Raw genomic sequence first — 26,414 nt, 5'->3', positions numbered from 1 at the left:
TGCATTGCTGTATGCTTGCGCTCCTCGATTCACTGGGCGCGGCAACGCTACGCCCCGACAGGCCATGGTCCGCTAGATGGTTGATTCCAAACTCCCTCGTCCGTTGCGATCCCCGATCGTCGCCTCGGCCCACCTGGCCGAGCAGTCCCAGGAGTTGTCTGAGCTGGAATACGGCATCATCGTCGCCAGCGCCGCGCTGATGCGTTGGATGGAGCGCTGCATGAAGGCGTCCGGCGCGGTAGAGATGAACGCGCTGGATGTGATGGTGCTGCACAACCTGACCAGCCGAGGGCGTGCGAAGCGACAGGCGGACATTTGCTTGTTGCTGAACGTCGAAGACACCCACACCGTGACTTATGCGTTGAAAAAGCTCGGCAAGCTCGGCCTGGTCGAAGGCGAGAAACAGGGCAAGGAAATGTTCTACCGGACGACCGACAAAGGGCGCGAGCTGTGCCAGGAATACGCCGATATCCGGCGCGAATGCCTGATCGCCTCGTTCGAGAACCTGAACGTCGACCCGGAGGACATCCATCGTCTGGCCGGCTTGCTGCGCGCCATGTCCGGCCTCTACGACCAGGCTGCGCGCGCCGCCACCTCGCTTTGATCCACCCCATGCTGCTCGCCGGATAACCTCAGATGCGCATCGAACCCCGCCCGCTTCCCGAACGGCTTCCCGACCTGGGCGACCTGCCGCCCCTGCTGACGCGGCTCTATGCCGCGCGCGGCGTGCAGTCGGTGGCTGAACTGGACAAAGGCCTCGCTCGGCTCATTCCCTACCGGCAACTCAAAGGTATCGACGGCGCAGTTGCGCTGTTGGTCGAGGCACTCGAGCGCGGCCAGCGGATCCTGTTCGTCGGTGACTTCGATGCCGATGGTGCCACGGCCAGCACCGTCGGCGTGCTTGGGCTGCGCCAGCTCGGCGCCGCGCATGTGGACTATCTGGTCCCCAATCGCTTCGAGTACGGGTACGGCCTGACGCCTGAAATCGTCGCCGTGGCGCTCGAACGCCAGCCGGATCTGCTGGTGACTGTGGACAACGGCATTTCCAGTGTCGAGGGTGTCGCTGCGGCCAAGGCCGCCGGGCTCAAGGTGTTGGTCACGGACCACCATCTGCCGGGCCCGGAAATGCCCGGCGCTGACGCCATCGTCAACCCCAACCAGCCCGAGTGCAGCTTTCCGAGCAAGTGCATCGCTGGCGTCGGCGTCATCTTCTACGTGCTGCTGGCCCTGCGTGCGGCGTTGCGCGAGAACGGCTGGTTTTCGCGCACCGGGCGCGCCGAGCCCAACCTTGCCGAACTGCTGGACCTGGTCGCCCTCGGCAGCGTGGCTGACGTGGTGCCGCTGGACGCGAACAATCGCATTCTGGTTCATCAGGGATTGGCGCGAATCCGTGCCGGTCGGGCGCGGCCTGGTTTGCGCGCAATTCTGGAAGTCGCCGGGCGCGACCACAGCCGTATTACCTCGACCGATCTCGGCTTCATTCTCGGCCCACGCTTGAACGCGGCGGGGCGCCTCGACGACATGGCGCTGGGCATCGAGTGCCTGCTCTGCGAAGACGAAGCGCTGGCCCGTGATATGGCCGTGCAGCTCGATCAATTGAACCAGGACCGCAAGGGCATCGAGCAGGGCATGCAGCGCGAGGCCCTGGCGCAGCTCAAGGAACTGGCTGTCGAGGACATGCCGTTCGGCCTATGCCTGTTCGATCCAGACTGGCATCAGGGGGTCATCGGCATCCTCGCGTCGCGCCTGAAGGAGCGTTACCACCGGCCGACGATCGCCTTCGCTGACGCCGGCGAGGGCCTGCTCAAAGGGTCGGCGCGCTCTGTGCCGGGCTTTCATATTCGTGATGCGCTGGATGCCGTCGCCGCCCGTCACCCGGGGCTGATCAGCAAATTCGGCGGGCATGCGATGGCGGCAGGGTTGTCCCTGCCGGAAACCAATTTTGGTGCCTTCGCCACGGCCTTCGATGCTGAAGTGCGGCGTCAATTGTGTGAAGACGACCTGACCGGGCGGCTGCTGACCGACGGGCAATTGAGCATCGAAGAGTTTCACCTCGAGCTGGCCAAGGCACTGCGCAACGCCGGGCCTTGGGGCCAGCATTTTCCCGAGCCGGTCTTCCATGGCGTATTCCAAGTGGTCGAGCAGCGGCTGGTCGGCGGCGAGAAGCACCTGAAACTGGTACTCAAGAGTGAGTGCGGCTCGCTGACGCTCGACGGCATCGCCTTCAACGTCGACCGCGAGCTGTGGCCAAACCCGACGGTGCGCTGGGCAGATGTGGCCTACAAGCTCGACGTCAACGAGTTTCGAGGGCGCGAAAGCGTGCAATTACTCGTCGCGCACCTCGCCGCGCGCTAGGGAACCCCGCCAACGCCGCCAACCCCGCCAAAAGGGCCGCAGATTGGATTTGCGGCTCTTCACATGATCGGTCATCTGAATCGAACCCTATTTGCCACGCCGTGCTTGATTGGCGGCTTCGCGGCGCCGGCCTAGAGTGACTGGATTACAAAAACGATCCAGTGGAGCCTGCCATGAGCGAGACGACCCGGCACTACCGTGCCTGCCACTTGTGCGAGGCCATTTGCGGCCTGACCATCGAGACCCGCGACGAGCAAATCCTGTCGATCAAGGGCGATCCGGCCGATCCCTTCAGCCGCGGTCACATCTGCCCCAAGGCGGTCGCCCTGCAGGACATCCAGAACGACCCGAACCGCTTGCGCCACCCCATGCGGCGTGTGGGAAACGAGTGGCAGGCGATCGACTGGGACGAGGCTTTCGCCCTGGTCGCCGACCAACTGACCAGCATCCGGGAACGCCATGGCTCGAATGCGGTGGCGGTATATCAGGGCAATCCCAGCGTCCATAACTACGGCCTGATGACGCACAGCAACTATTTCCTTGGGCAGTTGAAGACGCGCAACCGCTTCTCTGCCACCTCGGTCGACCAGCTGCCGCACCACCTGACCAGCCTGATGATGTATGGCCATGGTTTGCTGATCCCTATCCCGGACATCGATCACACCCGCTTCATGCTGATCCTCGGCGGCAACCCACTGGCCTCCAACGGCAGCATCATGACCGTTCCTGATGTTGAAAAGCGGCTCAAAGCGTTGCAGGCGCGGGGCGGGCGGCTGGTGGTGGTTGACCCGCGGCGCAGCGAAACCGCCGCGATGGCAGACCAGCACCTGTTCATCCGTCCCGGTGAGGATGCCGCTCTGTTGCTCGGTTTGCTCAGCACGATATTCGATGAAGGCCTGAGTCGGCCGAGCGCGTTGCCGATCGAGGGGCTGGAGGAGCTGCGCGAGGCGGTCATGCCGTTTTCCGCCGAGTCGATGAGCCTGCGCTGCGGTGTGCCCGCCGAGCAGATTCGCCAATTGGCCCGGGATTTCGCGGCGGCGGATGGTGCGGTCTGCTATGGCCGGATGGGCGTTTCGACGCAGGCCTTCGGCACGTTGTGCCAATGGCTCGTCCAGGCGATCAATTTGGTCACCGGCAATCTAGATCGTGTCGGCGGGGCGCTCTGTACGGAGCCTGCCGTCGATCTTGTGGAAAACGCCTCCGGCGGGCATTTCAACCGCTGGCAGAGCCGCGTCTCCGGCTTGCCCGAATATGGCGGCGAGTTGCCAGTGTCGGCATTGGCCGAAGAGATGCTCACCGAAGGCGAAGGGCAGGTGCGAGCATTGGTCACGGTGGCGGGCAACCCGGTGCTCTCGACGCCGAACGGGCGCCGGCTGGAACAGGCGCTGGACGGGCTCGAGTTCATGCTCAGTGTCGATTTCTACATCAACGAGACCACCCGCTACGCCGACCTCATTCTGCCGCCCACCGCACCGCTCGAGCATGACCACTACGACAGCACATTCAACCTGCTCGCCGTTCGCAATGTCACCCGCTTCAACGAGCCGGTGTTGGACAAGCCAAACGGGGCGCTGCATGACTGGGAGATATTCATCGGGCTGGCCAGGGCCTACGCGACGCGAGCGGGCCTAGAGCTCAAGCCCAGCCTCGCGCCGCAGCAGATGATCGACATGGGCCTGCGGGCCGGACGCTACGGCGATGGCCACCCGCTGGGTCTGAGTCTGGCCCGCTTGCGCGAACACCCGCACGGGATTGACCTCGGTGCGCTCAAACCGAACCTGGCATCACGATTGAAGACCGCCAATCAGCACGTGCAGGCGGCGCCGGCCCTGTTTCGTGCTGACTTGCAGCGATTCGCCGCGCAGGCTGCGCCGTTGGGCACTGGGCTCGTGCTCATTGGCCGCCGCCACGTGCGCAGTAACAATTCCTGGATGCATAACTATCACAGGCTAGTCAAAGGCAAGCCGCGGCATCAGCTGCTGATGAACCCGCTGGACTTGGCCCGGCTGGGCCTGGCGGATGGGCAGCGCGTACGGGTTCGCTCGCGGGTCGGGATGATTGAGGTGGATCTGGCTGCCAGCGACGAGATGATGCCGGGTGTTGTCAGCCTGCCGCACGGCTGGGGGCATGACCGGCCAGGCGTCCAGCTGGACATCGCCAGTCAGCAGCCGGGTGCGAGCGCCAACGACCTGACCGACGAGCGCGAGCTCGATAGGTTGTCGGGCAATGCCGTACTCAACGGTGTGCCGGTCTCCGTCGAGGCCGCCTGAACGGCGGCGGCAGGGTGGCCCAGTGGCCTGCCGGTTGCACACAAAGGGTTACGCCTGGTAAGCAAAGTCGCGGAAACAGTCTGTACTGAAGGATGTCCATTAACGCATCCATGCAGTCGAGGTTTCCATGACACAGCTCTTCCAGCCGCTCACCCTGCGCCAGTTGACACTGCCGAACCGCATCGCCGTCTCGCCCATGTGCCAATACTCGGCGAAGGCCGGCATGGCGAACGACTGGCACCTGGTTCACCTGGGCAGCCGCGCCGTGGGCGGGGCCGGGCTGGTCATCATCGAGGCTACGGCGGTGTCCGCGGACGGCCGAATTTCGCCGGAGGATCTGGGGATCTGGTCCGACGAGCACGTCGAGCCGCTTCGGCGCATCACTCGGTTCATCGAGGCGCAGGGATCATTTGCGGGCATCCAGCTGGCGCACGCCGGGCGCAAGGCAAGCACCTGGCAGCCCTGGCTGGGGCGCCATGGCAGCGTACCTATCGCTGCGGGGGGCTGGACGCCGGTAGGTCCGTCCACCATCGCGTTCGACCCGGAGCATGCCGTGCCGACGGCGCTGGACGAGGCGGGGATCCAGGGCGTCATCCAGGCCTTCGTCCGCGCGGCTGAGCGCGCATTGGCCGCCGGTTTCAAGGTGGCCGAGGTGCATGCCGCGCACGGCTACTTGCTGCATCAGTTCCTCTCGCCACTCTCAAACCAGCGGCAGGACGGCTACGGCGGCTGCTTTGACAACCGTATCCGGCTGTTGCTGGAAGTGACTGAAGCGGTGCGGGCTGTCTGGCCACAGGAACTGCCGCTGTTCGTGCGGCTTTCGGCGACCGATTGGGTCCAGGACGGCTGGAATGCCGAGGAAACCGTCGAGCTTGCGCGCCGGCTCAAGCCGTTGGGCGTGGACTTGATCGATGTCTCTTCCGGCGGAACGGCAGTCAATGCGGAAATCCCTGTGGGTCCCGGTTACCAGACTCAGTTCGCCGAGCAGGTGCGCCGCGAGGCGGGCATCGCCACCGGCACCGTTGGCATGATCACCGAGGCAGTCCAGGCTGAGCACATCCTGCGCACCGGGCAGGCCGATCTTATCCTGCTGGCGCGCGAGTTACTGCGCGACCCATATTGGCCGCTGCATGCCGCCGAAGACCTGCGCGACGCTTCTGTGCCATGGCCCGCGCAGTACGTGCGCGCTGCGCATCGCAACACCCCGATCCGGCAAGTACCCGATCCGCTGGATTGACCGCTCTCTTTATCCCAGAACCAGGTGACCCATGAAGACCTCAGGATTACTCGATCAGCTGCTCAAGTCGGGGCAGGACCTTTTGCAGAAGAAATCCGGCTCCGTGTCCCGATCCTCCCCGGCGCCGGGCGACCCGCTCGGCGACCTGCTATCCGGCGTCGGCGGCCCCTTGGGCAGCGTGCTAGGCAGTGGCGGCGGACGGGGCGCCCTGGCGACCGGCGCGCTCGGCCTGTTGCTCGGACGCAAGGGCGGTCGCCGCCTCGGCGGCAAAGCCGTCACCTATGGCGGGCTCGCGGCGCTCGGCATGCTGGCTTACAAGGCCTATGGCAACTGGCAGGCGCAACAGGCCACCGCGACGAACCCGAGCGCCACCCAGCCGAGCCCGACGCGGACCGAGCCGAAGACAGTGGATCGGCTCCCTCCCGATCAGGTCGAGGAGCACAGTCGCGCGATCCTCAAGGCGCTGGTCGCCGCGGCGAAGGCCGACGGGCACGTCGATGAACAGGAACGCCGGATGATCGAGGCCGAACTGGCCCAGCTCACCGAGGATGCGGAGTTGCAGCGCTGGCTCGAGGCTGAGCTGAATAAGCCTCTGGACCCGGTGGAGATCGCCGCAGCCGCCACTACGCCAGAGCTGGCTTCGGAGATGTACCTGGCCAGCGTGTTGATGATCGATGAGGATCAGTTCATGGAGCGCGCCTACCTCGACGAGCTGGCGCGCCAGATGGGGCTCGACGCTGGCCTCAAGGCCGAGCTCGAAAGCCAGGTCCGCGGCGTTTCCACCTGACCCTACCGGTGCTGGGCACGCCATCAGGCGTGCTCGGCGGGCCCGGATGGGCTGTCAGCCTCGGGTGGCTGCGCTATAATCGCCGGCTTTTCGCCAACGTCCGATCGAGAGCTGCCCACCATGGAAATCAACCCGATCCTCAACAGCATCAAGGACCTGTCCGACCGCACCCAGTCAATTCGGGGGTATCTTTGACTACGATCAGAAGCATGATCGCCTCGTCGAAGTAAACCGCGAACTCGAAGATCCGAACGTCTGGAACAAGCCCGAATATGCCCAGGGCCTGGGCCGTGAACGCGCCACCCTGGCGCAGATCGTCGAAACCATCGACGATCTGACCGGTAGCCTGGCCGATTCGCGCGACCTGCTGGAAATGGCCGCTGAAGAAAACGACGAAGGCGCCGTGGACGACATCGTGGCCGAAGTCGAGCGCCTGCGCGAAATCCTCGAGAAGCTCGAGTTCCGCCGCATGTTCAGCCACGAGATGGATCCCAACAACTGCTACCTCGATATCCAGGCCGGTTCCGGCGGTACCGAGGCCCAAGACTGGGCCAACATCCTGCTGCGCATGTACCTGCGCTGGGCCGACAAACGCGGCTTCACTGCCGAGATCGTCGAGCTGTCCGAAGGTGAAGTCGCCGGCATCAAGGGCGCCACCGTGCACATCAAGGGCGAATACGCCTTCGGCTGGCTGCGCACCGAGATTGGCGTGCATCGCCTGGTGCGCAAGAGCCCGTTCGACTCCGGCGCCCGTCGCCACACCTCGTTCTCGGCGGTATTCGTATCGCCCGAGATCGACGACAAGGTGGAGATCGAAATCAACCCGGCCGACCTGCGCATTGATACCTACCGCTCCTCCGGCGCTGGTGGTCAGCACGTCAACACCACCGACTCGGCGGTGCGTATCACCCACGTGCCGACCAACACCGTGGTGGCCTGCCAGAACGAACGCTCTCAGCACGCCAACAAGGACACCGCCATGAAGATGCTGCGGGCCAAGTTGTACGAGTTGGAAATGCAGAAGCGCAACGCCGCCTCCCAGGCGCTGGAAGACAGCAAGTCGGACATCGGCTGGGGCCACCAGATCCGGTCCTACGTGCTCGACGACTCGCGCATCAAGGATCTGCGTACCGGCGTGGAACGTAGCGATTGCCAGAAGGTGCTCGACGGCGACCTCGACGGGTACCTCGAAGCCAGCCTGAAACAGGGGCTCTGAGCGCAGCCGCACGCCTCAAGCCGCAGCACCCCATTGAAACGATTTGACCGGGACGACCCGCAATGAGCGAACAACCGCTGAACCAGCACGCCATCCTAGAGGAAGAAAACAAGCTGATCGCCCAGCGCAAGGAAAAACTTGCGGCCGCGCGCGAGCAGGGCAATGCCTTCCCCAATGACTTCCGTCGCGACAGCTACTGCAACGACCTGCAGCTGAAATACGCGGACAAGACCAAGGAAGAGCTGGCAGAAGCGGCCATCCCGGTGAAGGTTGCCGGGCGCATCATGCTCAACCGCGGCGCCTTCATGGTCCTGCAGGACATGACCGGACGCATCCAGGTCTACGTCAACCGCAAGACACTGCCGGCCGAGACGCTGGAAGCCATCAAGCATTGGGACCTGGGCGACATCATCGCCGCCGAAGGCACCCTGGCACGCTCGGGCAAGGGCGACCTGTACGTCGAGATGACCGGTGTGCGCCTGCTGACCAAGTCGCTGCGCCCGCTGCCGGACAAGCATCACGGCCTGACCGACACCGAACAGCGCTACCGTCAGCGCTATGTCGACCTGATCGTCAACGAAGAAACCCGCCACACCTTCCGTGTGCGCTCCCAGGTCATTGGGCACATTCGCAAATTCCTCAACGAGCGTGACTTCCTGGAAGTCGAAACGCCGATGCTGCAGACCATTCCCGGCGGCGCCGCAGCCAAGCCGTTCGAGACCCACCACAATGCGCTGGACCTGCCGATGTTCTTGCGCATCGCGCCGGAGCTCTATCTCAAGCGCCTGGTGGTCGGCGGCTTCGAGCGCGTCTTCGAGATCAACCGCAACTTCCGTAACGAAGGCGTCTCGACCCGGCATAACCCCGAGTTCACCATGCTCGAGTTCTACCAGGCCTACGCCGACTACGAAGACAACATGGACCTGACCGAGGAGCTGTTCCGCGAGCTGGCGCAGCTGGTGCTCGGCAGCACCGACGTGCCCTACGGCGACAAGGTGTTCCATTTCGGCGAACCCTTTGCGCGGCTGTCGGTGTTCGACTCCATCATGAAATTCAACCCGGACATCAGTGCCGACGATCTCAACGACATCGACACCGCGCGTGCGATCGCCAAGAAAGCCGGCGCCAAGGTGCTGGGCTTCGAAGGCCTGGGCAAGCTGCAGGTGATGATTTTCGAGGAACTGGTCGAGCACAAGCTGGAGCAGCCCACCTTCATCACCCGTTATCCGTTCGAGGTTTCGCCGCTGGCACGCCGCAGCGATGACGACCCGAGCGTCACCGACCGCTTCGAACTGTTCATCGGCGGACGCGAGATCGCCAACGCCTATTCCGAGTTGAACGACGCCGAAGACCAGGCCGAGCGCTTCCATGCGCAGGTGCGTGACAAGGACGCCGGCGATGACGAAGCCATGCATTTCGATGCCGACTTCGTCCGCGCACTGGAATACGGCATGCCGCCGACGGCGGGCGAGGGCATCGGTATTGACCGTCTGGTGATGCTGCTGACCAATTCGCCGTCGATCCGCGACGTGATCCTGTTCCCGCACATGCGCCCTGAGGCCTGACGGGGAGCGGCGTGTCCAGGGGTATACGCGATACGGCGGCGGGTTGCACCCGCTCTACGGAATCGGGCAACGCTGCCGATATGTCGGACGTTGTGCTTGCGTAAGGCGAGTACAACCCGCCTTGGTTGGCCTGCGTTCGTCACGCGCCCCGCCACCGGCCCGGTTGGCGAACCGTGCACGCTTTGCCGGGGTCCGCTGCTGTATAACCTCAAGGCTACGGACCATCACTGACGAGGTACGGATGAATTCGCGTAATAACCTGGACGAATACCAACTGACGGTGCGTGGCCTGTCGGACCGCATCGTCGAGGCTCAGACGCCGGTCCGTGTGCTTGATGCGGTCAAGTGGGACGAAAGCATTCGCCAGCGTTTCTTCGCCGCCGGCGGTCGCGAGCTGCCGGAAGTGAGCCGTGCCTACTACGAAGGCCGTCCGCTGTCCTTCGATTCCAGCGCGAAGAAGGAAGAATTCCAGAACATCGAGCGTGACATTACCCGCCAGCTCGGCCAGTTCAATCCGGTCGGGCAGATCATGCGCCGCATGTGCAAGGAATACCGCATGGTGATCCGCATGCTCGAAGCGCGCGGTACCGCCGATTTCGGCCTGATCTCCCAGGAGCTCTATGGCGCGGCGTCCGATGCCTTCCACGCCGGTGACCCTACGCTCGCCGACCTCGGGCTGATGCTCTCCGATTACCTGAACAACATCGCCGATCGCGGCGATTTGAAGGACGAGGCCAAGACCGTCAACGCGCCGCAGGCGGTCGAAATGCTGCAGAGCCGGCTGGACAAAGTGTTTGGCGAAGGCGAGGGCGTGATCCGCGTCTTCGAATCCGACGGCATCCTCGCGGACGCTGCGGCCGGCGCCGACTACATCAAGATCCGCAGCGACGCGATGTTCAACGAACGCGACGTGCGCGCGCTGGAAGTCCATGAAGGGCTGGTGCACGTCGGCACCACGCTCAACGGCCAGAACCAGCCAATCTGCACCTTTCTCGCCAAGGGTCCGCCGTCCTCGACCGTGACCCAGGAAGGCCTGGCGATCCTGATGGAAGTGATCGCATTCGCCTCCTACCCGACCCGCCTGCGCAAACTGACCAACCGCACGCGCGCCATCCACATGGCGGAAGAGGGCGCGGATTTCCTCGACGTCTTCGCCTTCTTCCGTGAACAGGGTTACGGCGACGAAGAGAGCTACAGCAACGCAAGCCGCGTCTTTCGTGGGTCGACGCCCGATGGCTTGCCCTTCACCAAGGATCTGTCCTACCTGAAGGGTTTCATCATGGTCTACAACTACATCCAGCTCGCGGTCCGCAAAGGCAAGCTGGAGCAGATCCCGCTGCTGTTCTGCGGCAAGACCACGCTCGAGGACATGCGAACGCTGCGCCAATTGGTCGAGGAGGGCATGGTGGTGCCGCCCAAGTACCTGCCGCAGCAGTTCCAGGACCTCAATGCGCTTTCGGCCTGGATGTGTTTTTCGAACTTCCTCAACCATCTGAGCTTGGATCGAATCGAGGCCGACTACGCCAACATCATCTGAGGCGCGACGGATCGCGCCTCCCGTTTCAACGCTTAAGCAAGGATGCTATCGCCATGGACACCCCCGTCTTCGCCCGCCGTTCGGACCTGATGGACCGCACGGTCTCCGCCTCGCTCTATAACCTGATCATTGGCCTCACGCTCTGCTGGGGGCTGCTGATCAATTGGTGGATGGTCACGAGTATTCCGGTCGGGGCGATCCGCGATATCCATCCCTTGCTGTTCATCGGCGGTTACCTGCTGAGCGGCTTGGCAGGCATTCACCTCTTTCACCGATCCAATCAGCCCTGGGTCAGCTTCGTCGGCTACAACTTGGTGGTGGTGCCCTTCGGCCTGGTGGTTAACCTTGCAGTGAGCCGCTACGACGCCAGTCTGATGACCGATGCGATCCGCGTCACCGCCTTCGCCACGCTCGTGATGCTGACGCTGGGCACGCTGTTTCCACGCGTCTTCGCCAGAATCCCCGGGGCGCTCACCGTTGCGCTGCTTGCGGTATTGGTGGTCGAACTGGTCGAAATTCTGGTGTTTAACATCCGTCACGCCATGATCGATTGGCTGGTGGTACTGATCTTCTGTGGTTACATCGGCTACGACTGGGGCCGGGCGAACCAGATCCCCAAGACGATCGACAACGCCATCGACAGTGCCGCTGCGGTCTATATGGACATCATCAACCTGTTCCTGCGTATCCTGCGCATTCTCGGGCGCAAGTAGCCGCCGCGCCTCGGTGCGCAGTGGTGGGGCGCCCAGTCAACCAGCCGCAACGGAGGCCGCCGTGTCTAGCCACGAACTTGAATACGAAATCCTTGGGCAGTCCGCGCAGAGCGTCGAGATCCTGCTCGACCCGGGGGAAACCGTCATCGCCGAAGCGGGTGCGATGAACTACATGACCGACGGGGTGCGTTTCGAGGCGCGCATGGGCGATGGCTCCAGCAGCGGGATGCTCGGCAAGTTGTGGGGCATGGGCAAGCGGATGATCACGGGCGAATCGCTCTTCCTCACGCATTTCACCCATGAAGGTAAAGGCAAGGCGCGTGTCGCGTTCGCCGCGCCCTATCCGGGAACCGTCGTGCCGGTGGACCTGGCATCGGTGGGCGGCACCTTGATCTGCCAGAAGGATTCCTTCCTTTGCGCCGCCTTCGGCACGCGGATCGGCGTCAGCTTCAGCAAGCGCATCGGTGCCGGCTTCTTCGGCGGCGAAGGCTTCGTTCTGCAGCGCCTGGAAGGCGATGGCCTGGCCTTCGTGCACGCCGGCGGCACCGTAATCCGCAAGGAGCTCAACAACGAAACCCTCCGGCTGGACACGGGTTGCCTCGTCGCCTTCACCCAGGGGATCGACTACGACATCCAGCTTGCCGGCGGGCTCAAGAGCATGTTGTTCGGTGGCGAGGGGCTGCTGCTGACGACCCTCAAGGGCACCGGCAGCGTCTGGATCCAGAGCTTGCCATTCTCACGGCTCGCCGAGCGTGTGTTCGAGGCGACCTACCAACCGCGGGGCGAAACGCGGGCCGGGGGCAAATGAGCCGACCTTCGCCCCGCCAGATTTGCCACAATCCGCTTTTTTGCTTCTACCGAGATCATCCATGTCCGATCGCAACCTGATTCCCTACATCCTCACCGCCGTCGGCACCGTTATCGGAACGGTCGGGGTGCTCAGCTATTACGGTTATGTGCACATAGCCAAGCCTGAGGATGCGCTGCTGCTGGCTGACTTCACCATGCTAAAGACTATCCCCGGCGAGGACTACAAGGTGTCCCTGGACCCGGCACCGCAGGTGGCGCAGTGCATCGACGGGGTGCTGGTTCTGTTCGATACCGAGCACAAGGGGCTGACCGGCGTGTTGGTCGACAAGCGCAAGCGCGCCATCCGTTGCATGGGGCAGGAAACCCCTGTGGAGCTCAAGTGAGCAATAAAAAAAGCCCGCCTTATTGGCGGGCTTTTTCTTTTCGGGCACCGGCGTCGGCGCCGTGCTGCGTACATCACTCCATGGACGAACGCGGCGCGACGCGCTGGTTGTCGTTGGAAATAGTGACTTCCACGCGACGATTCATCGCCCGGCTCGACGGCGAATCGTTGCTCGCCACTGGGTATTGCTCACCGTAGCCTACGGCCTGGATCCGCTGGGGATCGACGCCGGCACGGGTCAGCGCGCGGCGTACGGCCTCGGCGCGGCGCTCGGAGAGCTGCTGGTTGTACGAGTCGGAACCGGTGCTATCGGTGTAGCCCTCGACCACTACCTTGCGTTCGGGATTTTCGTTGAGGAAGTCGGCGAGTTTCTGGATGCCACGCATGCCGGACGGCTTCAACTGGGCTTTGTCCAGGTCGAACAGCACGTCACCGAAGGTAACCAACGTACCGCGCTCGGTTTGCTTGGCCTGTAGATCTTGCTGCAGCTGGCGAATTTCTTCCTGCTGGCGACGCAGTTGTTGCTCACGAGATTCCAGACGGGCCTCGGCGCGCTTAGCTGAGGCTTTTTCAATTTCCTGCTCTGCGGTGCGCAGCGCGATGGTTTGCTCGGCCAGCTCCACTCGGCGCTTGGCCAGGTAGGCGAGTTGGTCGACGCGCTCTTCATCGGCATCGTTCTGATAGGCCGTAGTGGCACGGTCGAGTGCTTTTCCGGCGTCTTCGGTCTCAAGCGCAGCCATACGGTTGGAGCGCGGGTCGCTCTGCAGCTGGGCATACTGGCCGCGAACCTGTTCCAGGTTTTCGTTCGGCTGCGACGAACAGGCGGCAAGGCCGACAGCCATGGCCAGCGCGGTGGGGATGGTCAGTAGTTTGTTCATAACGGGTCATCCTGTGCTGAAGGCTTGAACGTGATCAACGGGTGCCGCGCATGCTTTCTTCGCGCAGATCCTCGATCCCTTTGTTGGCTTCTTCGACTGCCCTCTTTGCTTTGGCAGCCTGGGCCTTGCGCTCGGCAACGCGGGCGTCCCACTCGGCCTGCTCGGCGAGCTTGCGAGCCTTGTCGTAGTTTTCCTTCTGCATTTCCAACTCGGCCTGCTTCCACTTTTCCTGCGCAGCGCGCATTTCAACGGCAGCGTATTCAGTGCCGCCTGCGCTCACGGCGCTACGGACAGCCGACTCGGTAACGGCGAACTGCTCGTTCGGCGGGTTGCCGGCACAACCGACCAGCAGCAGGCCTCCCAGGGCCACGGCGGCCAGCTTGGGAACCTGGAAGCGCGACAGAGGGCTTGCGAGGGATTTCATTTTCATGGCCAGTCTCCAATGCAAATGTTGCCTGACGGATCGGAACAGCGCCCGCGGGCGTCGAATCGCGGCCTGGCCGCTTATTAGCGATCAGGGCGGGCATATTTTTGTGAGGCCATCGCGCTGCAATCGTTCAACGAAACGTGCGCCGACACGTCTGCAGCGCCGCTTCGGGCCACTTCAGTTCGCTTCCCGCTCGGCCAGCAACCGTTCAAGATGCTTGCGCGATAGAGCGAGAAAGCGCGGCGTCGGACCAACATCCTCATAGATCGGGTCGCCCTGCTCATCGGTGGAGATCACTTTGGTGCCCTGCTTGTAGGGCAGGCTGGTCTCGATGGCCTCGAGTGCGGCGCCGACCAGCTCGCCCAGCAGTTCCTCGGTGCTGCGCTTGGGGTACATCTCGGCCAGCGCAGCCAACCTCGCCGCGCTCTCGACATCCAGATGGATGCGGTACTCCTGGGCGCTCATCCGGCCGCTTGCGGTGCTTTCCCATTCGCGGACCAGTTCGGATATTTTCATTGCGCGTCATCCTTAGCTCGCCACCGCGAGCGATTCGAGTGAGTGGTTGCGCGGCTACCGGGCGCTCTTACCCGACGCCTTGTCATCGGCGGCTGCGCTGGGCACTCTGTTTGGAGGTTTTTACCGCGCGGCCGTTCAGCACTCGTTACGGCGCGTCCTCACTGATGCGGCAGGGGAGAGGAAACATGGCGAAGATCGATGCGCGGCTGCGCGAGAACGTCCATCTGCTCGGTGAGCTGCTGGGGAAGACAATCCGTGAACAGCATGGCGAGGCGTTCTTCGACAAGATCGAGCGCATTCGCAAGGGTGCAAAAGGCGCGCGGCGAGGATCGGCAGATGGCGCGAAGCTGTTGCAGGAAACGCTGGACGGCCTGGCCGACGACGAATTGCTGCCCATGACCCGAGCCTTCAATCAATTCCTCAACCTGGCGAACATCGCCGAGCAATACCACCGCGTCCGGCGCCGGCAGCCGGGGGAGCTGGCACCTTTCGAGTCCGGCGTGCTCGGCGGCCTGTTGGAGCGACTCAAAGCCGAGGGATTCGGCCAGGACGTCATCGCCCGTCAGGTTGGCCGGCTGGAGATCGAACTGGTGCTAACGGCGCACCCGACCGAGGTGTCGCGGCGCACGCTGATCCAGAAGTACGATGCCATTGCCGCGCAGCTCGCCGCGCGGGACCACACCGACCTTGGCGCCGCGGAGTTGGCGCAGATCGAATTGCAGCTGCAGCGCCTGATCGCCGAAGCCTGGCACACCGAAGAGATCCGTCGCAGCCGGCCGACCCCGGTTGAAGAGGCGAAGTGGGGCTTCGCGGTGATCGAGAATTCTCTCTGGCAGGCATTGCCCAACGTGTTGCGGCATACCGACCTCGCACTGCGCCGCAGTACGGGGCTTCATCTTCCACTGGATGCGGCACCCATCCGCTTCGCGTCGTGGATGGGCGGTGATCGCGATGGCAATCCGAACGTCACGGCGGCCGTGACGCGTGAGGTATTGCTGCTGGCGCGCGGCGTCGCGGCCAGCCTGTTCCTGAAGGACATGGACGGCCTGATTGCGGCGCTGTCCATGCAGAGCGCCACCGAAGAGCTGCTTGCCCAGAGCGGCGAGACCGCCGAGCCCTACCGGGTATTGCTGAAGCAGCTACGCGGCCGTCTGCAGGCCACGCGTGACTGGGCGCGCCAGGCGCTGTCGCATGACCTGCCCGCACCGCCCGACGTGCTACAGGACAACCGAGCGCTGCGCGAGCCGCTGGAACTCTGTTATCGCTCCCTGCATGCCTGCGGCATGGGCGTCATCGCCGACGGCGCGCTGCTCGACACCCTGCGCCGTGCTGCCGCGTTTGGGCTGTTCCTGGCGCGCCTGGATATCCGTCAGGATTCGACCCGGCATGCCGCCGCGTTGGCCGAGATCACCGACTACCTTGGCCTCGGCCAGTACGATCAATGGGATGAACAGCAGCGGCTGGATTTTCTACAGCGCGAGCTGAACAACCGTCGGCCTCTTTTGCCGCCGGACTTCCAAGCCTCCGCTGAAACCGCCGAGGTGCTCGCGACGTGCCGGGTTGCCGCGCAGGCGCCGGGCGCATCGCTGGGGTCCTACGTGATTTCGATGGCGCGCGGTGCTTCCGATGTGCTGGCCGTGCAGTTGCTGCTCAAGGAGGCGGGTCTGCAACGACCGATGCGCGTGGTGCCGCTGTTCGAAACGCTTGATGACCTGAACAACGCTGGCCCGACCATCGAATGTTTGCTCGAACTGCCCGGCTATCGGCAGCGGCTGCATGGCCCGCAGGAGGTCATGATCGGCTACTCCGACTCAGCCAAGGATGCCGGTACGACGGCGGCGGCCTGGGCGCAATACCGCGCACAGGAACGGCTAGTCGAAATCTGCCGCGCGCATGACGTCGAGCTGCTGCTCTTCCATGGCCGCGGCGGTACCGTTGGCCGCGGCGGCGGCCCGGCTCATGCGGCGATCCTGTCGCAGCCGCCGGGCTCGGTCGCTGGACGCTTCCGCACCACCGAGCAGGGCGAGATGATCCGTTTCAAGTTCGGCCTGCCCGACATTGCCGAACAGAATCTCAATCTCTACCTGGCTGCAGTGCTCGAAGCGACGCTCCTGCCGCCACCGATGCCGGAGCCGGACTGGCGCGAAACCATGGACCGGCTGGCCGCCGATGGCGTCGAGGCCTACCGTGGCGTGGTGAGGGATCATCCACAGTTTGTCGACTATTTCCGTCAGGCCACGCCAGAGCAGGAGCTGGGACGTCTGCCGCTCGGCAGTCGCCCGGCCAAGCGCCGCGAAGGCGGGGTCGAAAGCCTGCGGGCGATTCCGTGGATCTTCGCCTGGACCCAGACACGGCTGATGCTGCCCGCCTGGTTAGGCTGGGAGCAGGCGCTGCGCCAGGCGCTGGCGCGGGGCGAAGGGGATCGGCTTCAGGTCATGCGCGCGCGATGGCCCTTCTTCACCACGCGCATCGACATGCTTGAAATGGTGCTGGCCAAGGCGGATGCCGAGATTGCCCGGCGCTACGACGAGCGGTTGGTCAGCGCTGATTTGCAGCCGCTCGGTGCGGATTTGCGTGACAGATTGTCGCAGGCGGTCGAGGCCGTGCTGGGCCTGACCGGACAGTCGCAGCTGCTGGCCCATAGTCCGGATACGCTCGAGGCGTTCAGCCTGCGCAACACCTACCTGGACCCCCTGCACCTCATGCAGACCGAACTGCTGGCGCGCTCCAGGCAGCAGCGTAACCCTGCCGAAAGCCCGCTGGAGCAAGCCCTGCTGGTCAGCGTTGCGGGGATCGCCGCTGGGTTGCGCAACACCGGCTAGGCATCTGCGCCCAACGAGGCCTGCCGGTATCGCCGCTTGCGGCGGGCTTTGAGCACCGTCGTGAACCGGGCACCGGCGCGCCCGCAGCTGGCACCTGGGCGGAGCGGGGCGCCGCTTGTCTGGCTACTGTGCGCTGTGTATCGTGTTCAACCTTTTGTCGCATGGCGGCAAACCAGATTTGTTGATCCGCCAGGTTGTTCGGCCAGTCATCCGGGCCTGGCGGCGCCCCTTTTTAAGAAAAGTCGAGGACTCATCCATGCGCGTGATTCTGCTGGGAGCGCCCGGTGCCGGGAAAGGTACACAGGCACGCTTCATCACCGAGAAGTTCGCCATTCCGCAAATCTCCACTGGCGACATGCTGCGCGCGGCGGTCAAGGCTGGCACCCCGCTGGGCTTGCAGGTCAAAGACGTCATGGATAGCGGCGGGCTCGTCTCCGACGCCATCATCATCGCGCTGATCCAGGAGCGCCTGCAGCAGGCAGACTGCGCCAACGGCTTTCTGTTCGACGGTTTCCCGCGCACCATCCCCCAGGCCGAGGCGTTGCGCGACGCAGGCGTCAAGTTGGACCACGTCATCGAAATCGCCGTGGACGACGAGGAGATCGTCGGTCGCCTCTCGGGCCGTCGCGTGCATCCAGCGTCGGGGCGTGTGTATCACACCGAGCACAATCCGCCGAAGGTCAGCGGCGTCGATGACGTGACGGGCGAAGAGCTGGTCCATCGCAAGGACGACCTCGAAGACACCGTTCGCCATCGCCTGAGCGTCTATCACTCCCAGACCCAACCGCTGGTGGCGTTCTACCGGAACCTCGAAGCGGCTGAAGGTAAGCCCAAGTGCAGCCGCATCGAAGGCGTTGGCACGGTCGAGGAAATCACCACCAAAGTGCTCGCCGCGCTGAGCTGATCCCCGCAGCGCCGCCGCCAGGAACCCCGCCATCGCGGGGTTTTGTTTTTTCAGGCTGATGGTTTGTCGGGCCGCGGCCCGCTCAGGTTTGGATGCCGCGTTGCTGCTACAATCGCCGCCTTTTCACAGAGCTGAACCGCCGATGTCCACGTTGCTCGCCCTCGATACCGCCACTGAAGCTTGCTCCGTCGCGCTGCTGCATGACGGCCGAGTGCTGAGCCATTACGAGGTGATTCCGCGCCTGCACGCGCAGCGCCTGTTGCCGATGATCCAGACCCTGTTGGCCGAAGCCGGGATCAGCCTGTCTGCGGTCGATGCATTGGCATTCGGTCGCGGCCCGGGCGCTTTCACCGGCGTGCGGATTGCGGTTGGCGTGGTGCAGGGGCTGGCGTTCGCGCTGGAGCGGCCAGTCGTGCCGGTATCGACCCTGGCGACCATCGCCCAGCGCGCCCGCCGAGAGCAGGGTGCCGAGCAGATTGCGGTGGCCATCGATGCCCGCATGGACGAGGTGTATTGGGCCTGCTACCAGGCGCAGGGCGATGACCTCCAGCTGGCTGGCCTCGAGGCCGTGCTGCCCCCCGAGCAGGTCAGCCTGCCGCGCGACGCGGACGGTGCCTGGTTCGGTGCTGGCACTGGGTGGCGCTATGCCGAGCGGTTGGCGGTGCGACCGGCTGGCATCGACGCTACGCTGCTGCCCCATGCCGAAGACCTCTTGAGCCTGGCGCGGCATGCGTGGGCGCGGGGAGAAGCCGTCGAGGCGGAACAGGCGCAGCCGATCTACCTGCGGGACAACGTCGCGACCCCCAAGGTCCAACGCTGACGACGGCGACGGGCGGCGTTGCGTAATTTCAGGCCGCTCGCTAGAGTCGCGGCACTTGCCACAGGTGAATGATGCGCCTAAACGGTCTCGCCCCTTCAGCCTATCCCATCGAACGCCTTCCTCAGCGGGACAGCGCGACGGCGCCTTATCGCGAAAGCGAAAAGGCTGCGGAACAGGCACGCGAGTCGATCGTCACGCCGGCCAATCAGGCCGATGCCACCTACGAACAGCAGTCTCGGCCGGGCAAGAGCGAATCGACCGACTATGCCTCGGTCGTCTCTGGTGATTTCATGCCGTCACGCTTCGAAGCCATGATGGAGCGACCATTGACCAGCCGCGCAGCGCAGGCGCTGCAAAGCTACGGCACCACGGCGAGCTTCAGCCCGGACGTCGACGCTCACGAAGTGCTCGGTCTGGACCTCTACGCCTGAGGCGTAGCCGTTTCGCTTGAACCTGCCTTATTTTCTTGGTTGCCCATCCTGGAACGAGCCTGCCTGGCGCGGTGCGCTGTATCCGGCCGAGGCGTCGTCGAGCGCCTTTCTCGACGGCTATTGTCGAGTGTTCAACAGCGTTGAGGGCAATACCACGCTTTATGCGTGGCCTTCGGAAAAGAAAGTCCAGCGCTGGGCAAGCCTGATGCCCGAGCCATTTCGCTTCTGCGCGAAGCTGCCGCGTGAGATCAGCCAGGCGCCCGACCTGCGCGACACCGGCGACCTGCTCGCGGCCTTCCGTACCCTACTTGGTCCACTCGGGCCACGAATCACACCCTTTTGGTTGCAGCTGCCGGCTAGCTTTGGGCCGAGCCGTCTCGGCGAGCTGGCCGGGCTGATCGACACCCTCGGCCGGCCGCTGGCCGTGGAGGTGCGCCATCCAGCGTTCTTCGCCCGTGGCCAGGAGGAGCGGGCGCTCAATCGCCTGCTGCTCGACCGAGGCGTCGAACGCATCTGCATGGACACCCGCGCGTTGTTCAGCTGCCACTCTCGAGACCCCGCGGTGCTGCATGCGCAAAGCAAGAAGCCGCGGCTACCGGTGCGTCCGACTGCTTTTAGCCTGTCCCCGCAGGTGCGGTTTGTGGGCCATCCGGAACTCGAAGCCAATGATCGCTTTTTGGCGCCCTGGCTGGACAAGGTCGCCGGCTGGATCGAGGCGGGCAAGCGACCGCACGTTTACTTGCACACGCCTGACAACCGGCTGGCGCCCGATCTGGCGCTTCGCTTCCATGCGCAGTTGCGCCTCCGGCTACCCGGTTTGCCGGTGCTGGAGCTGCCAGCCGTGCGGAACGAGGCGCAACTGTCGCTGCTGGGCTGAGGCTGGCGCGCAACCTTGGCGCAACGCCGTTGCCGAACCTGCATGACGATGGGTCGTTTCTTTCTGCTCCTGCTGATGCTCGGCGCCGGGTTCGTCTACGCGGTGTGGCGAGGGCATGTCGACATTCCGGGAGAGTGGAACCCTTGGGCGCCGTTGGATATCCGCGAAACGCCCAACCTGCTTACGCCGTTCAAGCTCGAACGTTTGCAGCACAGTCGCTCGCTGTGCAAGCAGGCGCTGGCGACCTCTGGGCTGGACTACACCGCTTTACCCGACAGCACGCCGCAGGCTGGATGCCCGGTCGAGAACGCCGTGAGGGTCCGCGGCTCGGCCGTTCGCTTTAACGCGCCCTTCATGGCGACTTGCCCATTAGCGGCTGCGTATGCGCTGTTCGAACGGCACGGGTTGCAGCCGGCAGCCGAGAAGGTGTTCGGCCAACCGGTCGTGCGTGTCGATCATTTCGGCAGTTTCGCCTGCCGCAATATTGCGCGCAGCAACCGCCGCAGCCAGCATGCATCGGCCAATGCGCTCGACCTTGCTGGCTTTCGGCTTGCCGACGGCACGCGCATCACGGTCGCGCGCGACTGGAACGGAGATGGCGATAAGGCGCGCTTTCTCCGGGCGGTGAAAGCGGCCGCCTGCGATGCCTTCAGGATTACCCTGAGCCCCGAGTACAACGCTGCGCATCATGACCATTTCCATGTCGACATGGGTGGCTTTGGCCTTTGCCGCTAAAGCGGGCCGCCGCAGGCTCTGGCAGAATGCGCCGTTTCCCCCGCCGAGCACTGCCATGTCCGACAGCCGCCCAATCGTCCGTGTCGAAGCGCTTGCCCCCTCATTTGTCGGGCAGGCGCAGGCCTGGGCAAGCCGTCTCGAGTTGCCGTTGCAGGCCGAGGATGCGCAGTTCGCCCTGCAAGTCGGGGAGGGCGGCTTGCAGTTGCAGTCGGTCGAGCCACAGGCACCGGGTCCTGTGCGGGTGGATTTTCTCGAAGGCGGAGCGGCGCATCGTCGCCAGTTCGGCGGTGGCAGCGGGCAGATGATCGCCAAGGCCGTGGGCATACAGCCCGGGATTAGGCCCTCGGTGCTCGACGCTACGGCTGGTCTCGGTCGTGACGCCTTCGTGTTGGCGACCCTGGGTTGCGAGCTGGTGCTGTGCGAGCGCCAGCCGTTGATCGCCGCCTTGCTCGAAGACGGCCTCTCGCGTGCGGCCATGGACGCTGAGGTCGGCCCCATCGTTGCGCGCATGGGCTTGGTACAGGGCAACGCCATCGAGCGGATGGCGCGGTGGGAGGGCGAACCGCCGCAGGTCATTTACCTCGACCCGATGTTTCCGCACCGCGACAAGAGCGCGCTGGTCAAGAAGGAGATGCGCTTGTTCCGGCCGTTCGTGGGCGACGACCTGGATGCCTCGGCCTTGCTCGAACAGGCGCTTGAGCTGGCGAGCCACCGCGTGGTGGTCAAGCGGCCGCGCAAGGCGCCGGCCATCGACGGCGCGAAACCGGCTTACTGCCTGGAAGGCAAGTCCAGTCGCTACGACATCTACCCGAAGAAGAAGCTGCAGCCGGCTCAGTAGCCTCGCGCCGGATCGACCAGATTGGCGAGCGGCCGGCCGTCACGCAGCGCGCACAGGTTCTCCGCGACCACCCTGGCGGCGCTGCGCGCATCGGTCATTGCCGCCACGTGCGGCAGTACGGTGATCTTCGGGTGACGCCAGAACGGGTGTGACCCCGGCAGCGGCTCCTGGCGGAAGACATCCAGTACTGCGTGGCCGAGCTGGCCCCGCTCCAGCGCTGCGATCAGGTCATCCTCCACCAGATGCGCTCCGCGGCCCAGATTGATCAGCCCCGCGCCCGCTGCCAGCGCATCGAACAGACGTGCATCGAGCACGCCTTCGGTCTGAGCCGTCAGTGGCAGAAGATTGATCAGAATATCGGTGCGCTCGAGCAGCGCCGGCAACTGGGCTTCACCGTGACAGGTTTCGATGCCGCTTATCGACACCGGTCGGCTACTCCAGCCTGCGATGCGGTAGCCGAATCCGGCCAGTCGCTCAGCACAGCAGCGGCCCATCTGGCCCAGGCCAAGCACCGTCACCCGAACGTCATCGGCCCGCTTTTGCGGCCATTGCTCCCACCGCGACGCCTGCTGCTGCGCGGCGTAACGGAAGAAGCCGCGATGCAGCGAGAGCGTTGCCCAGACGGCGGTTTCGGCCATCGCCTGGTTCATCGCCGGGTCGACCATACGTGCAATGGGCACTCCATGCGGCAGGCTGGCGTCCTGCATCAGCCGGTCGACGCCAGCCCAGAGTGACTGGATCAACCGCAGGTTGGGCAAGCCCTGTAGCGCACCGGTGGGTGGGTTGGCGACAACGGCCACTTCGATGCGGCTCGTCTCGATGCCGTCTAGCGTGGTGTGCCAATGGGCGTCCGGGTAGGCGGCCTGGAGGGCGGCGAGCCATTCGTCGCGCTCGGCCTCGTCGAAGCTACCGCAGAGCAGGATGTCCATGAATCGCTCCTTTAGGATTTCTGGTCGAGGTTAACGGGGCTGCATGGGGCTGTCTTGCTTGATCTCGCTCAATGCTTGCGGTCGAGGTTGTGTCGAGCCGTTACGTTCGGCTTGCGTAATCGTGGCGACGGTGGCATTGGTAGATCAGGCCGTTTGAGGCTGAACGGTGGTTACCCCGATCGCGTAGAAGGAACAAGCGTATGCAAATTCAAGTTCATAGCGATAACCACATCGAAGGCAGTGCCCGTCTCGTCAATTGGGTCAGTGCCAGTGTCGCGGACAAGCTGGACCGTTTCGATGACGGTGTGACCCGGGTCGTGGTCCACCTGAACGACGAAAACGGCGTCAAGGCTGGCTCCCACGACAAACGATGCCAGATCGAGGCGCGGCCGAAGGGCCAGCAGCCCGTGTCCGTTTCGCACAAGGCCGCATCGCTAGAGCTGGCCGTTGACGGCGCCATCGACAAGTTGAACAACGCACTCAAGCACCAATTCGGCAAGCTGCGCAGCAAGCGAGCCTCGGCGCCCGTCCCGCTGGAAGGCGAGACGCTTGAAGTCGAAGGTCGCGACGCCTTGCTCGAGGCTGATTTCTACGACGACCAGGCCATGCGGGCCATCTGACCACTCATCCGAACAGGCGGGCCTGCCAGACGCGGCCCGCTGCTTCAAACCCCCTTGGATGCATGCCGGCGGAGCCTTCAGCGCTCCGCCACGCTTCGCCAGCGAGGCGACCATCGGACCTTCTTATCCCGTAGTGCTGTGCTAAACCTTAGAGACGAACCGCGCCAGGGTGCCTCGCACCCCGTTTGGCTGCGGACCGTAACGAGAGGGGGACAATCCAGGCGCACGGGCACAGCCAGATCGCCCAGTGCCACACAGCGACGAGGTGAACCATGACCATGATGCAATGCGAGTACCGAGACCACGTCATCACCGCTGAAGTGATGGAACATCCCGGCACGCCGACGCCATGGGCCGGTGGATGCCGCATCAGTAACATGCAAGGCCAGACGACCCGGCGCATGGCGCTTCCGGTTGGCCATGCCTTCATGGCGGAGCTGGAACAGGCCCAGCGCGCCTCCATCGCCCACGGAAAATGGCTCGTGGACCAATGCCTGGACCACGGCCGTCAACTGTTCAGCAAAGCAGCCTGATCCCGCCACGGGCCTCGCTTATGCAGCGGGGCCCGTCTTTCCTCCCGTCCGTGTGGCGTTCCGTTCGTTGAACTGTGTTTGCCTGCGCGCCTCTATCTAACTAAGTGGCCTGCTGAAGCAGGCACAAGACCGATCAGCCTGAGGAGGCGTTTCATGGAACTCCCGAACAAAGACATGAGCACCCTGTTCGAGCAACTGGGCCTGCCATCCGATCCGCAGAGCATCGACGACTTCATCGCTCAGCATGCGCCGCTGCCGAATGAAGTGCGGCTGGCTGACGCGCCGTTCTGGAATGAGTCGCAACGAGCGCTGTTGAAAGATGAATGGATCGAGGATGCCGAATGGGCACCCATCGTCGACGAGCTCAACGTGCGGCTGCACGAGGAGCAGAAAGAAGCCTGACCGGCCAGGCGGCTTGCGGGGTTGGGCCTGTCGTCGCCGATTCACTAGAATCCGCACGCCCAACCCAATCCATAAGGATCGCCATGACCTCGCAACCAATTGCCTCCGGGCTCGACATCGATGCGCGCTATGCCTGTGCCAAGGCGCTGGCCCAGGAGGCCGCGCAACTCGGGATGGATTTCTACCGAAAGCGCGATGCCTTGACCGTCGAGCACAAGGGTGACGATCCGCAGGACGTTGTCAGCATTGCGGACAAGCAAATCGAAGCCTTCATCCGTGACCGATTGACCGAGCGTTTCCCTGAAGATGGCTTCCTGGGCGAAGAAAGCGGCTCAGCGGACCTCGGCGCGCGATGCGTCTGGGTCATCGACCCCATCGACGGCACGGCGTGCTTCGTCAATGGGCTGCACAACTGGTGCGTGTCCATCGGCTTGCTTATTGACGGCCAGCCGCACCTGGGCGCCATTGCCGATCCCAACCACAACGAGCTATTCCATGGCTGCCTGGGCAAGGGTGCATTCGTCAACGACGCGCCTTTGAAGGTCAGCGCGGCCACGCACGTGGGGCAGGGCGTGACCGCCACGGGCACCTTCCATCCGCGCGGCAAAGAGCACTTCATTCCGTTCATGGAAAAGCTGCTGGCCGAAGGGGGCATGTTTTTCCGCAACGGCTCCGGCGCATTGATGACCGCCTACGTGGCTGCGGGGCGGCTGCTCGGCTACTACGAGACCGAGCTGAAAAGCTGGGATTGCATGGCCGGTCTCGTTTTGGTGAAAGAGGCGGGCGGCCGGGTCAATGATTTCTTCCGTAACGATGGGTTGTTGCTAGGCAATCCTTATCTTGTCGCCTGTCCAGGCGTATATCCGCAGCTGGCGGAGATGATCGGGCCGTCGCTCGACGATTGAGTAGTGAAATCAGCCGATAACGGCTAGGCATTTGGTCGCTGGCACCGACGGGTGTAAGCGCGACCGGCAGGTACGAGACCCCCGAAATCTGATCGCCAGCAAGCTGGCTCCTACAGGTCCGCGGAGTTCTGTGAGCGCTCGCTAGATGACGAACTGGGTGCTGCAGCGTTTTCGTTTCGGTACGGCGAGGCGTCTGAATAGCTGATCGCGAGCAAGCTCGCTCCTACAGGGTTCGAGTAGTCCTTTGTAGGAGCCGGCTTGCTGGCGATCAGTGCTAAGCCGAGAACCGAGATCAAAAAGCCTCACCAGTGAATTGCACCCAGCGAGGCCCCGATGCCTGTTAAGTCCGCAGTTCAGGCGGAACGGTGCCGCCATGTTCTGCGAGCTTGTGCATCACGGTGCGATGCAGCCAGGTGTTCATCTGGGCTGAATCGCCCATCTTGTCCTGCGGGCAGCCCAATTCTGTAGCGAGCTCTTTACGCGATTCCAGGCTGCTATCCAGACCCAACAGTTTGAGCAGATCGACAATGGAGGTGCGCCAGTTCAGCTGCTCCGGATGATTGGCGGCCATGCCATCGAGCTTGGCAGGCACATCCACCGCGCTGGTTGATGTTCCAGTTGAATGAGCCATGCCCTCGGGGCTGGGAGCAACGCCGGGCGGCGTGGTCGTGGCGTTGTGCGCAGCGGTAGGCCGCTCCGAATCAACGACGGTATCCGGCGCGTGCTGGTTCGGCGTGTTGTTCGGGTCGACTGGCTTGTGCGCTTCGTTGCTCACGCCGCCCATGCCGAGTTTGTCTTTGATCTTGTCGAACAGGCCCATTTCGATTCCTCTGCCATTTAGTGGTGATCTTTGGACCACCGTGACGTCTTGAGGATTCGGCGCCGCAGGTCGGGAAGCGCGCTGT

At 63.9% G+C, this 26,414-nt stretch carries 27 protein-coding genes; 22 read left to right on the top strand and 5 right to left on the bottom strand.

All coding sequences use genetic code 11. The annotated features are described in order from the left end of the window. Nucleotides 1–76: 76 nt before the first annotated feature. The 11 genes from KXR72_RS05460 (at nt 77) to KXR72_RS05410 (ending at nt 12,873) form a co-directional block, all read left to right on the top strand. Nucleotides 77–604 carry a winged helix DNA-binding protein gene (locus KXR72_RS05460; RefSeq protein ID WP_437420064.1) on the top strand — a complete coding sequence of 176 codons (528 nt, stop codon included), beginning with the start codon at nt 77–79 and terminating at the stop codon, nt 602–604. A gap of 32 nt (nt 605–636) precedes the next feature. After that, nucleotides 637–2,355: a single-stranded-DNA-specific exonuclease RecJ gene (gene recJ, locus KXR72_RS05455; protein WP_437420063.1), complete on the top strand. Its 1,719-nt coding sequence runs from the start codon at nt 637–639 to the stop codon at nt 2,353–2,355. Nucleotides 2,356–2,528: 173 nt separating this feature from the next. After that, nucleotides 2,529–4,625, top strand: a complete 2,097-nt coding sequence (locus KXR72_RS05450; protein ID WP_437420062.1) for a molybdopterin oxidoreductase family protein — start codon at nt 2,529–2,531, stop codon at nt 4,623–4,625. Between the two features lie 127 nt (nt 4,626–4,752). Then, nucleotides 4,753–5,862, top strand: a complete 1,110-nt coding sequence (locus KXR72_RS05445) for an NADH:flavin oxidoreductase/NADH oxidase (RefSeq protein WP_437420061.1) — start codon at nt 4,753–4,755, stop codon at nt 5,860–5,862. A 31-nt stretch (nt 5,863–5,893) separates the two neighbouring features. Beyond that, a complete protein-coding gene (locus KXR72_RS05440) occupies nt 5,894–6,649 on the top strand; it encodes a tellurite resistance TerB family protein (protein ID WP_437420060.1) in 756 nt (251 codons plus the stop codon). 120 nt (nt 6,650–6,769) lie between these two features. Beyond that, a protein-coding gene (gene prfB, locus KXR72_RS05435; protein ID WP_437420059.1) for a peptide chain release factor 2 occupies nt 6,770–7,865 on the top strand; the annotation gives its coding sequence in 2 pieces (ribosomal slippage) (nt 6,770–6,841 and nt 6,843–7,865; 1,095 coding nt in all). Between the two features lie 62 nt (nt 7,866–7,927). Then, on the top strand, nt 7,928–9,430 hold the full coding sequence (lysS, locus tag KXR72_RS05430) for a lysine--tRNA ligase (RefSeq protein WP_437420058.1): 1,503 nt from the start codon (nt 7,928–7,930) through the stop codon (nt 9,428–9,430). Between the two features lie 241 nt (nt 9,431–9,671). Next, complete coding sequence (locus KXR72_RS05425; protein ID WP_437420057.1) at nt 9,672–10,967, top strand: flavohemoglobin expression-modulating QEGLA motif protein; 1,296 nt, start codon at nt 9,672–9,674, stop codon at nt 10,965–10,967. 53 nt (nt 10,968–11,020) lie between these two features. Next, nucleotides 11,021–11,680, top strand: a complete 660-nt coding sequence (locus KXR72_RS05420) for a Bax inhibitor-1 family protein (RefSeq protein ID WP_437420056.1) — start codon at nt 11,021–11,023, stop codon at nt 11,678–11,680. Between the two features lie 61 nt (nt 11,681–11,741). After that, the gene (locus KXR72_RS05415; protein ID WP_437420055.1) at nt 11,742–12,488 is read left to right on the top strand and encodes a TIGR00266 family protein; all 747 of its coding nucleotides are present in this window, start codon (nt 11,742–11,744) and stop codon (nt 12,486–12,488) included. A gap of 61 nt (nt 12,489–12,549) precedes the next feature. After that, nucleotides 12,550–12,873, top strand: coding sequence for a hypothetical protein (locus KXR72_RS05410; RefSeq protein ID WP_437420054.1), 324 nt, complete (start codon nt 12,550–12,552; stop codon nt 12,871–12,873). Between the two features lie 73 nt (nt 12,874–12,946). Here KXR72_RS05410 and KXR72_RS05405 read toward each other — a convergent pair whose 3' ends face one another. The 3 genes from KXR72_RS05405 to KXR72_RS05395 form a co-directional block, all read right to left on the bottom strand. After that, nucleotides 12,947–13,750: an OmpA family protein gene (locus tag KXR72_RS05405; protein WP_437420053.1), complete on the bottom strand. Its 804-nt coding sequence runs from the start codon at nt 13,748–13,750 to the stop codon at nt 12,947–12,949. A 34-nt stretch (nt 13,751–13,784) separates the two neighbouring features. Further along, the gene (locus tag KXR72_RS05400) at nt 13,785–14,180 is read right to left on the bottom strand and encodes a DUF4398 domain-containing protein (RefSeq protein WP_437420052.1); all 396 of its coding nucleotides are present in this window, start codon (nt 14,178–14,180) and stop codon (nt 13,785–13,787) included. A gap of 174 nt (nt 14,181–14,354) precedes the next feature. Then, entirely contained in the window at nt 14,355–14,693 is a 339-nt protein-coding gene (locus KXR72_RS05395; RefSeq protein ID WP_437420051.1) for a pilin assembly protein, read from the bottom strand. 185 nt (nt 14,694–14,878) lie between these two features. On the opposite strand from KXR72_RS05395, the gene ppc reads away from it, so the two are divergent. From ppc to KXR72_RS05360, 7 genes are all read left to right on the top strand, one after another. After that, complete coding sequence (gene ppc, locus KXR72_RS05390) at nt 14,879–17,515, top strand: phosphoenolpyruvate carboxylase (RefSeq protein ID WP_437420050.1); 2,637 nt, start codon at nt 14,879–14,881, stop codon at nt 17,513–17,515. Nucleotides 17,516–17,771: 256 nt separating this feature from the next. Continuing rightward, on the top strand, nt 17,772–18,419 hold the full coding sequence (adk, locus tag KXR72_RS05385; protein WP_437420049.1) for an adenylate kinase: 648 nt from the start codon (nt 17,772–17,774) through the stop codon (nt 18,417–18,419). A gap of 142 nt (nt 18,420–18,561) precedes the next feature. Then, nucleotides 18,562–19,239: a tRNA (adenosine(37)-N6)-threonylcarbamoyltransferase complex dimerization subunit type 1 TsaB gene (gene tsaB, locus KXR72_RS05380; protein WP_437420048.1), complete on the top strand. Its 678-nt coding sequence runs from the start codon at nt 18,562–18,564 to the stop codon at nt 19,237–19,239. 71 nt (nt 19,240–19,310) lie between these two features. Then, a complete protein-coding gene (locus KXR72_RS05375; RefSeq protein ID WP_437420047.1) occupies nt 19,311–19,670 on the top strand; it encodes a hypothetical protein in 360 nt (119 codons plus the stop codon). Nucleotides 19,671–19,686: 16 nt separating this feature from the next. Next, nucleotides 19,687–20,547, top strand: coding sequence for a DUF72 domain-containing protein (locus KXR72_RS05370; RefSeq protein WP_437420046.1), 861 nt, complete (start codon nt 19,687–19,689; stop codon nt 20,545–20,547). Nucleotides 20,548–20,589: 42 nt separating this feature from the next. Beyond that, nucleotides 20,590–21,282, top strand: coding sequence for an extensin-like domain-containing protein (locus tag KXR72_RS05365; protein WP_437420045.1), 693 nt, complete (start codon nt 20,590–20,592; stop codon nt 21,280–21,282). Between the two features lie 55 nt (nt 21,283–21,337). Then, a complete protein-coding gene (locus KXR72_RS05360; RefSeq protein WP_437420044.1) occupies nt 21,338–22,120 on the top strand; it encodes a class I SAM-dependent methyltransferase in 783 nt (260 codons plus the stop codon). Here the strand turns inward: KXR72_RS05360 and KXR72_RS05355 are convergent. Continuing rightward, the gene (locus KXR72_RS05355; protein WP_437420043.1) at nt 22,114–23,049 is read right to left on the bottom strand and encodes a 2-hydroxyacid dehydrogenase; all 936 of its coding nucleotides are present in this window, start codon (nt 23,047–23,049) and stop codon (nt 22,114–22,116) included. The two genes, KXR72_RS05360 and KXR72_RS05355, sit on opposite strands and share 7 nt — an antisense overlap. Before the next feature lie 200 nt (nt 23,050–23,249). Here KXR72_RS05355 and KXR72_RS05350 point away from each other — a divergent pair, with 200 nt between their 5' ends. From KXR72_RS05350 to KXR72_RS05335, 4 genes are all read left to right on the top strand, one after another. Continuing rightward, nucleotides 23,250–23,669, top strand: a complete 420-nt coding sequence (locus tag KXR72_RS05350) for an HPF/RaiA family ribosome-associated protein (protein ID WP_437420042.1) — start codon at nt 23,250–23,252, stop codon at nt 23,667–23,669. A gap of 272 nt (nt 23,670–23,941) precedes the next feature. Then, nucleotides 23,942–24,202 carry a hypothetical protein gene (locus KXR72_RS05345; RefSeq protein WP_437420041.1) on the top strand — a complete coding sequence of 87 codons (261 nt, stop codon included), beginning with the start codon at nt 23,942–23,944 and terminating at the stop codon, nt 24,200–24,202. Between the two features lie 153 nt (nt 24,203–24,355). Then, nucleotides 24,356–24,604 carry a DUF2789 domain-containing protein gene (locus KXR72_RS05340; protein ID WP_437420040.1) on the top strand — a complete coding sequence of 83 codons (249 nt, stop codon included), beginning with the start codon at nt 24,356–24,358 and terminating at the stop codon, nt 24,602–24,604. Between the two features lie 83 nt (nt 24,605–24,687). Further along, on the top strand, nt 24,688–25,509 hold the full coding sequence (locus KXR72_RS05335) for an inositol monophosphatase family protein (protein ID WP_437420039.1): 822 nt from the start codon (nt 24,688–24,690) through the stop codon (nt 25,507–25,509). A gap of 340 nt (nt 25,510–25,849) precedes the next feature. On the opposite strand, the gene KXR72_RS05330 is transcribed toward KXR72_RS05335, so the two are convergent. Continuing rightward, nucleotides 25,850–26,329 (bottom strand): DUF3597 domain-containing protein, encoded by a 480-nt coding sequence (locus KXR72_RS05330; RefSeq protein ID WP_437420038.1) that lies wholly within the window; start codon nt 26,327–26,329, stop codon nt 25,850–25,852. Nucleotides 26,330–26,414: the final 85 nt, after the last annotated feature.

Source organism: Stutzerimonas chloritidismutans (assembly GCF_051486945.1).
In the GTDB taxonomy this organism is placed as follows: Bacteria; Pseudomonadota; Gammaproteobacteria; order Pseudomonadales; family Pseudomonadaceae; genus Stutzerimonas; species Stutzerimonas chloritidismutans_B.
This window is presented reverse-complemented; position numbering and strand designations above follow the sequence as displayed.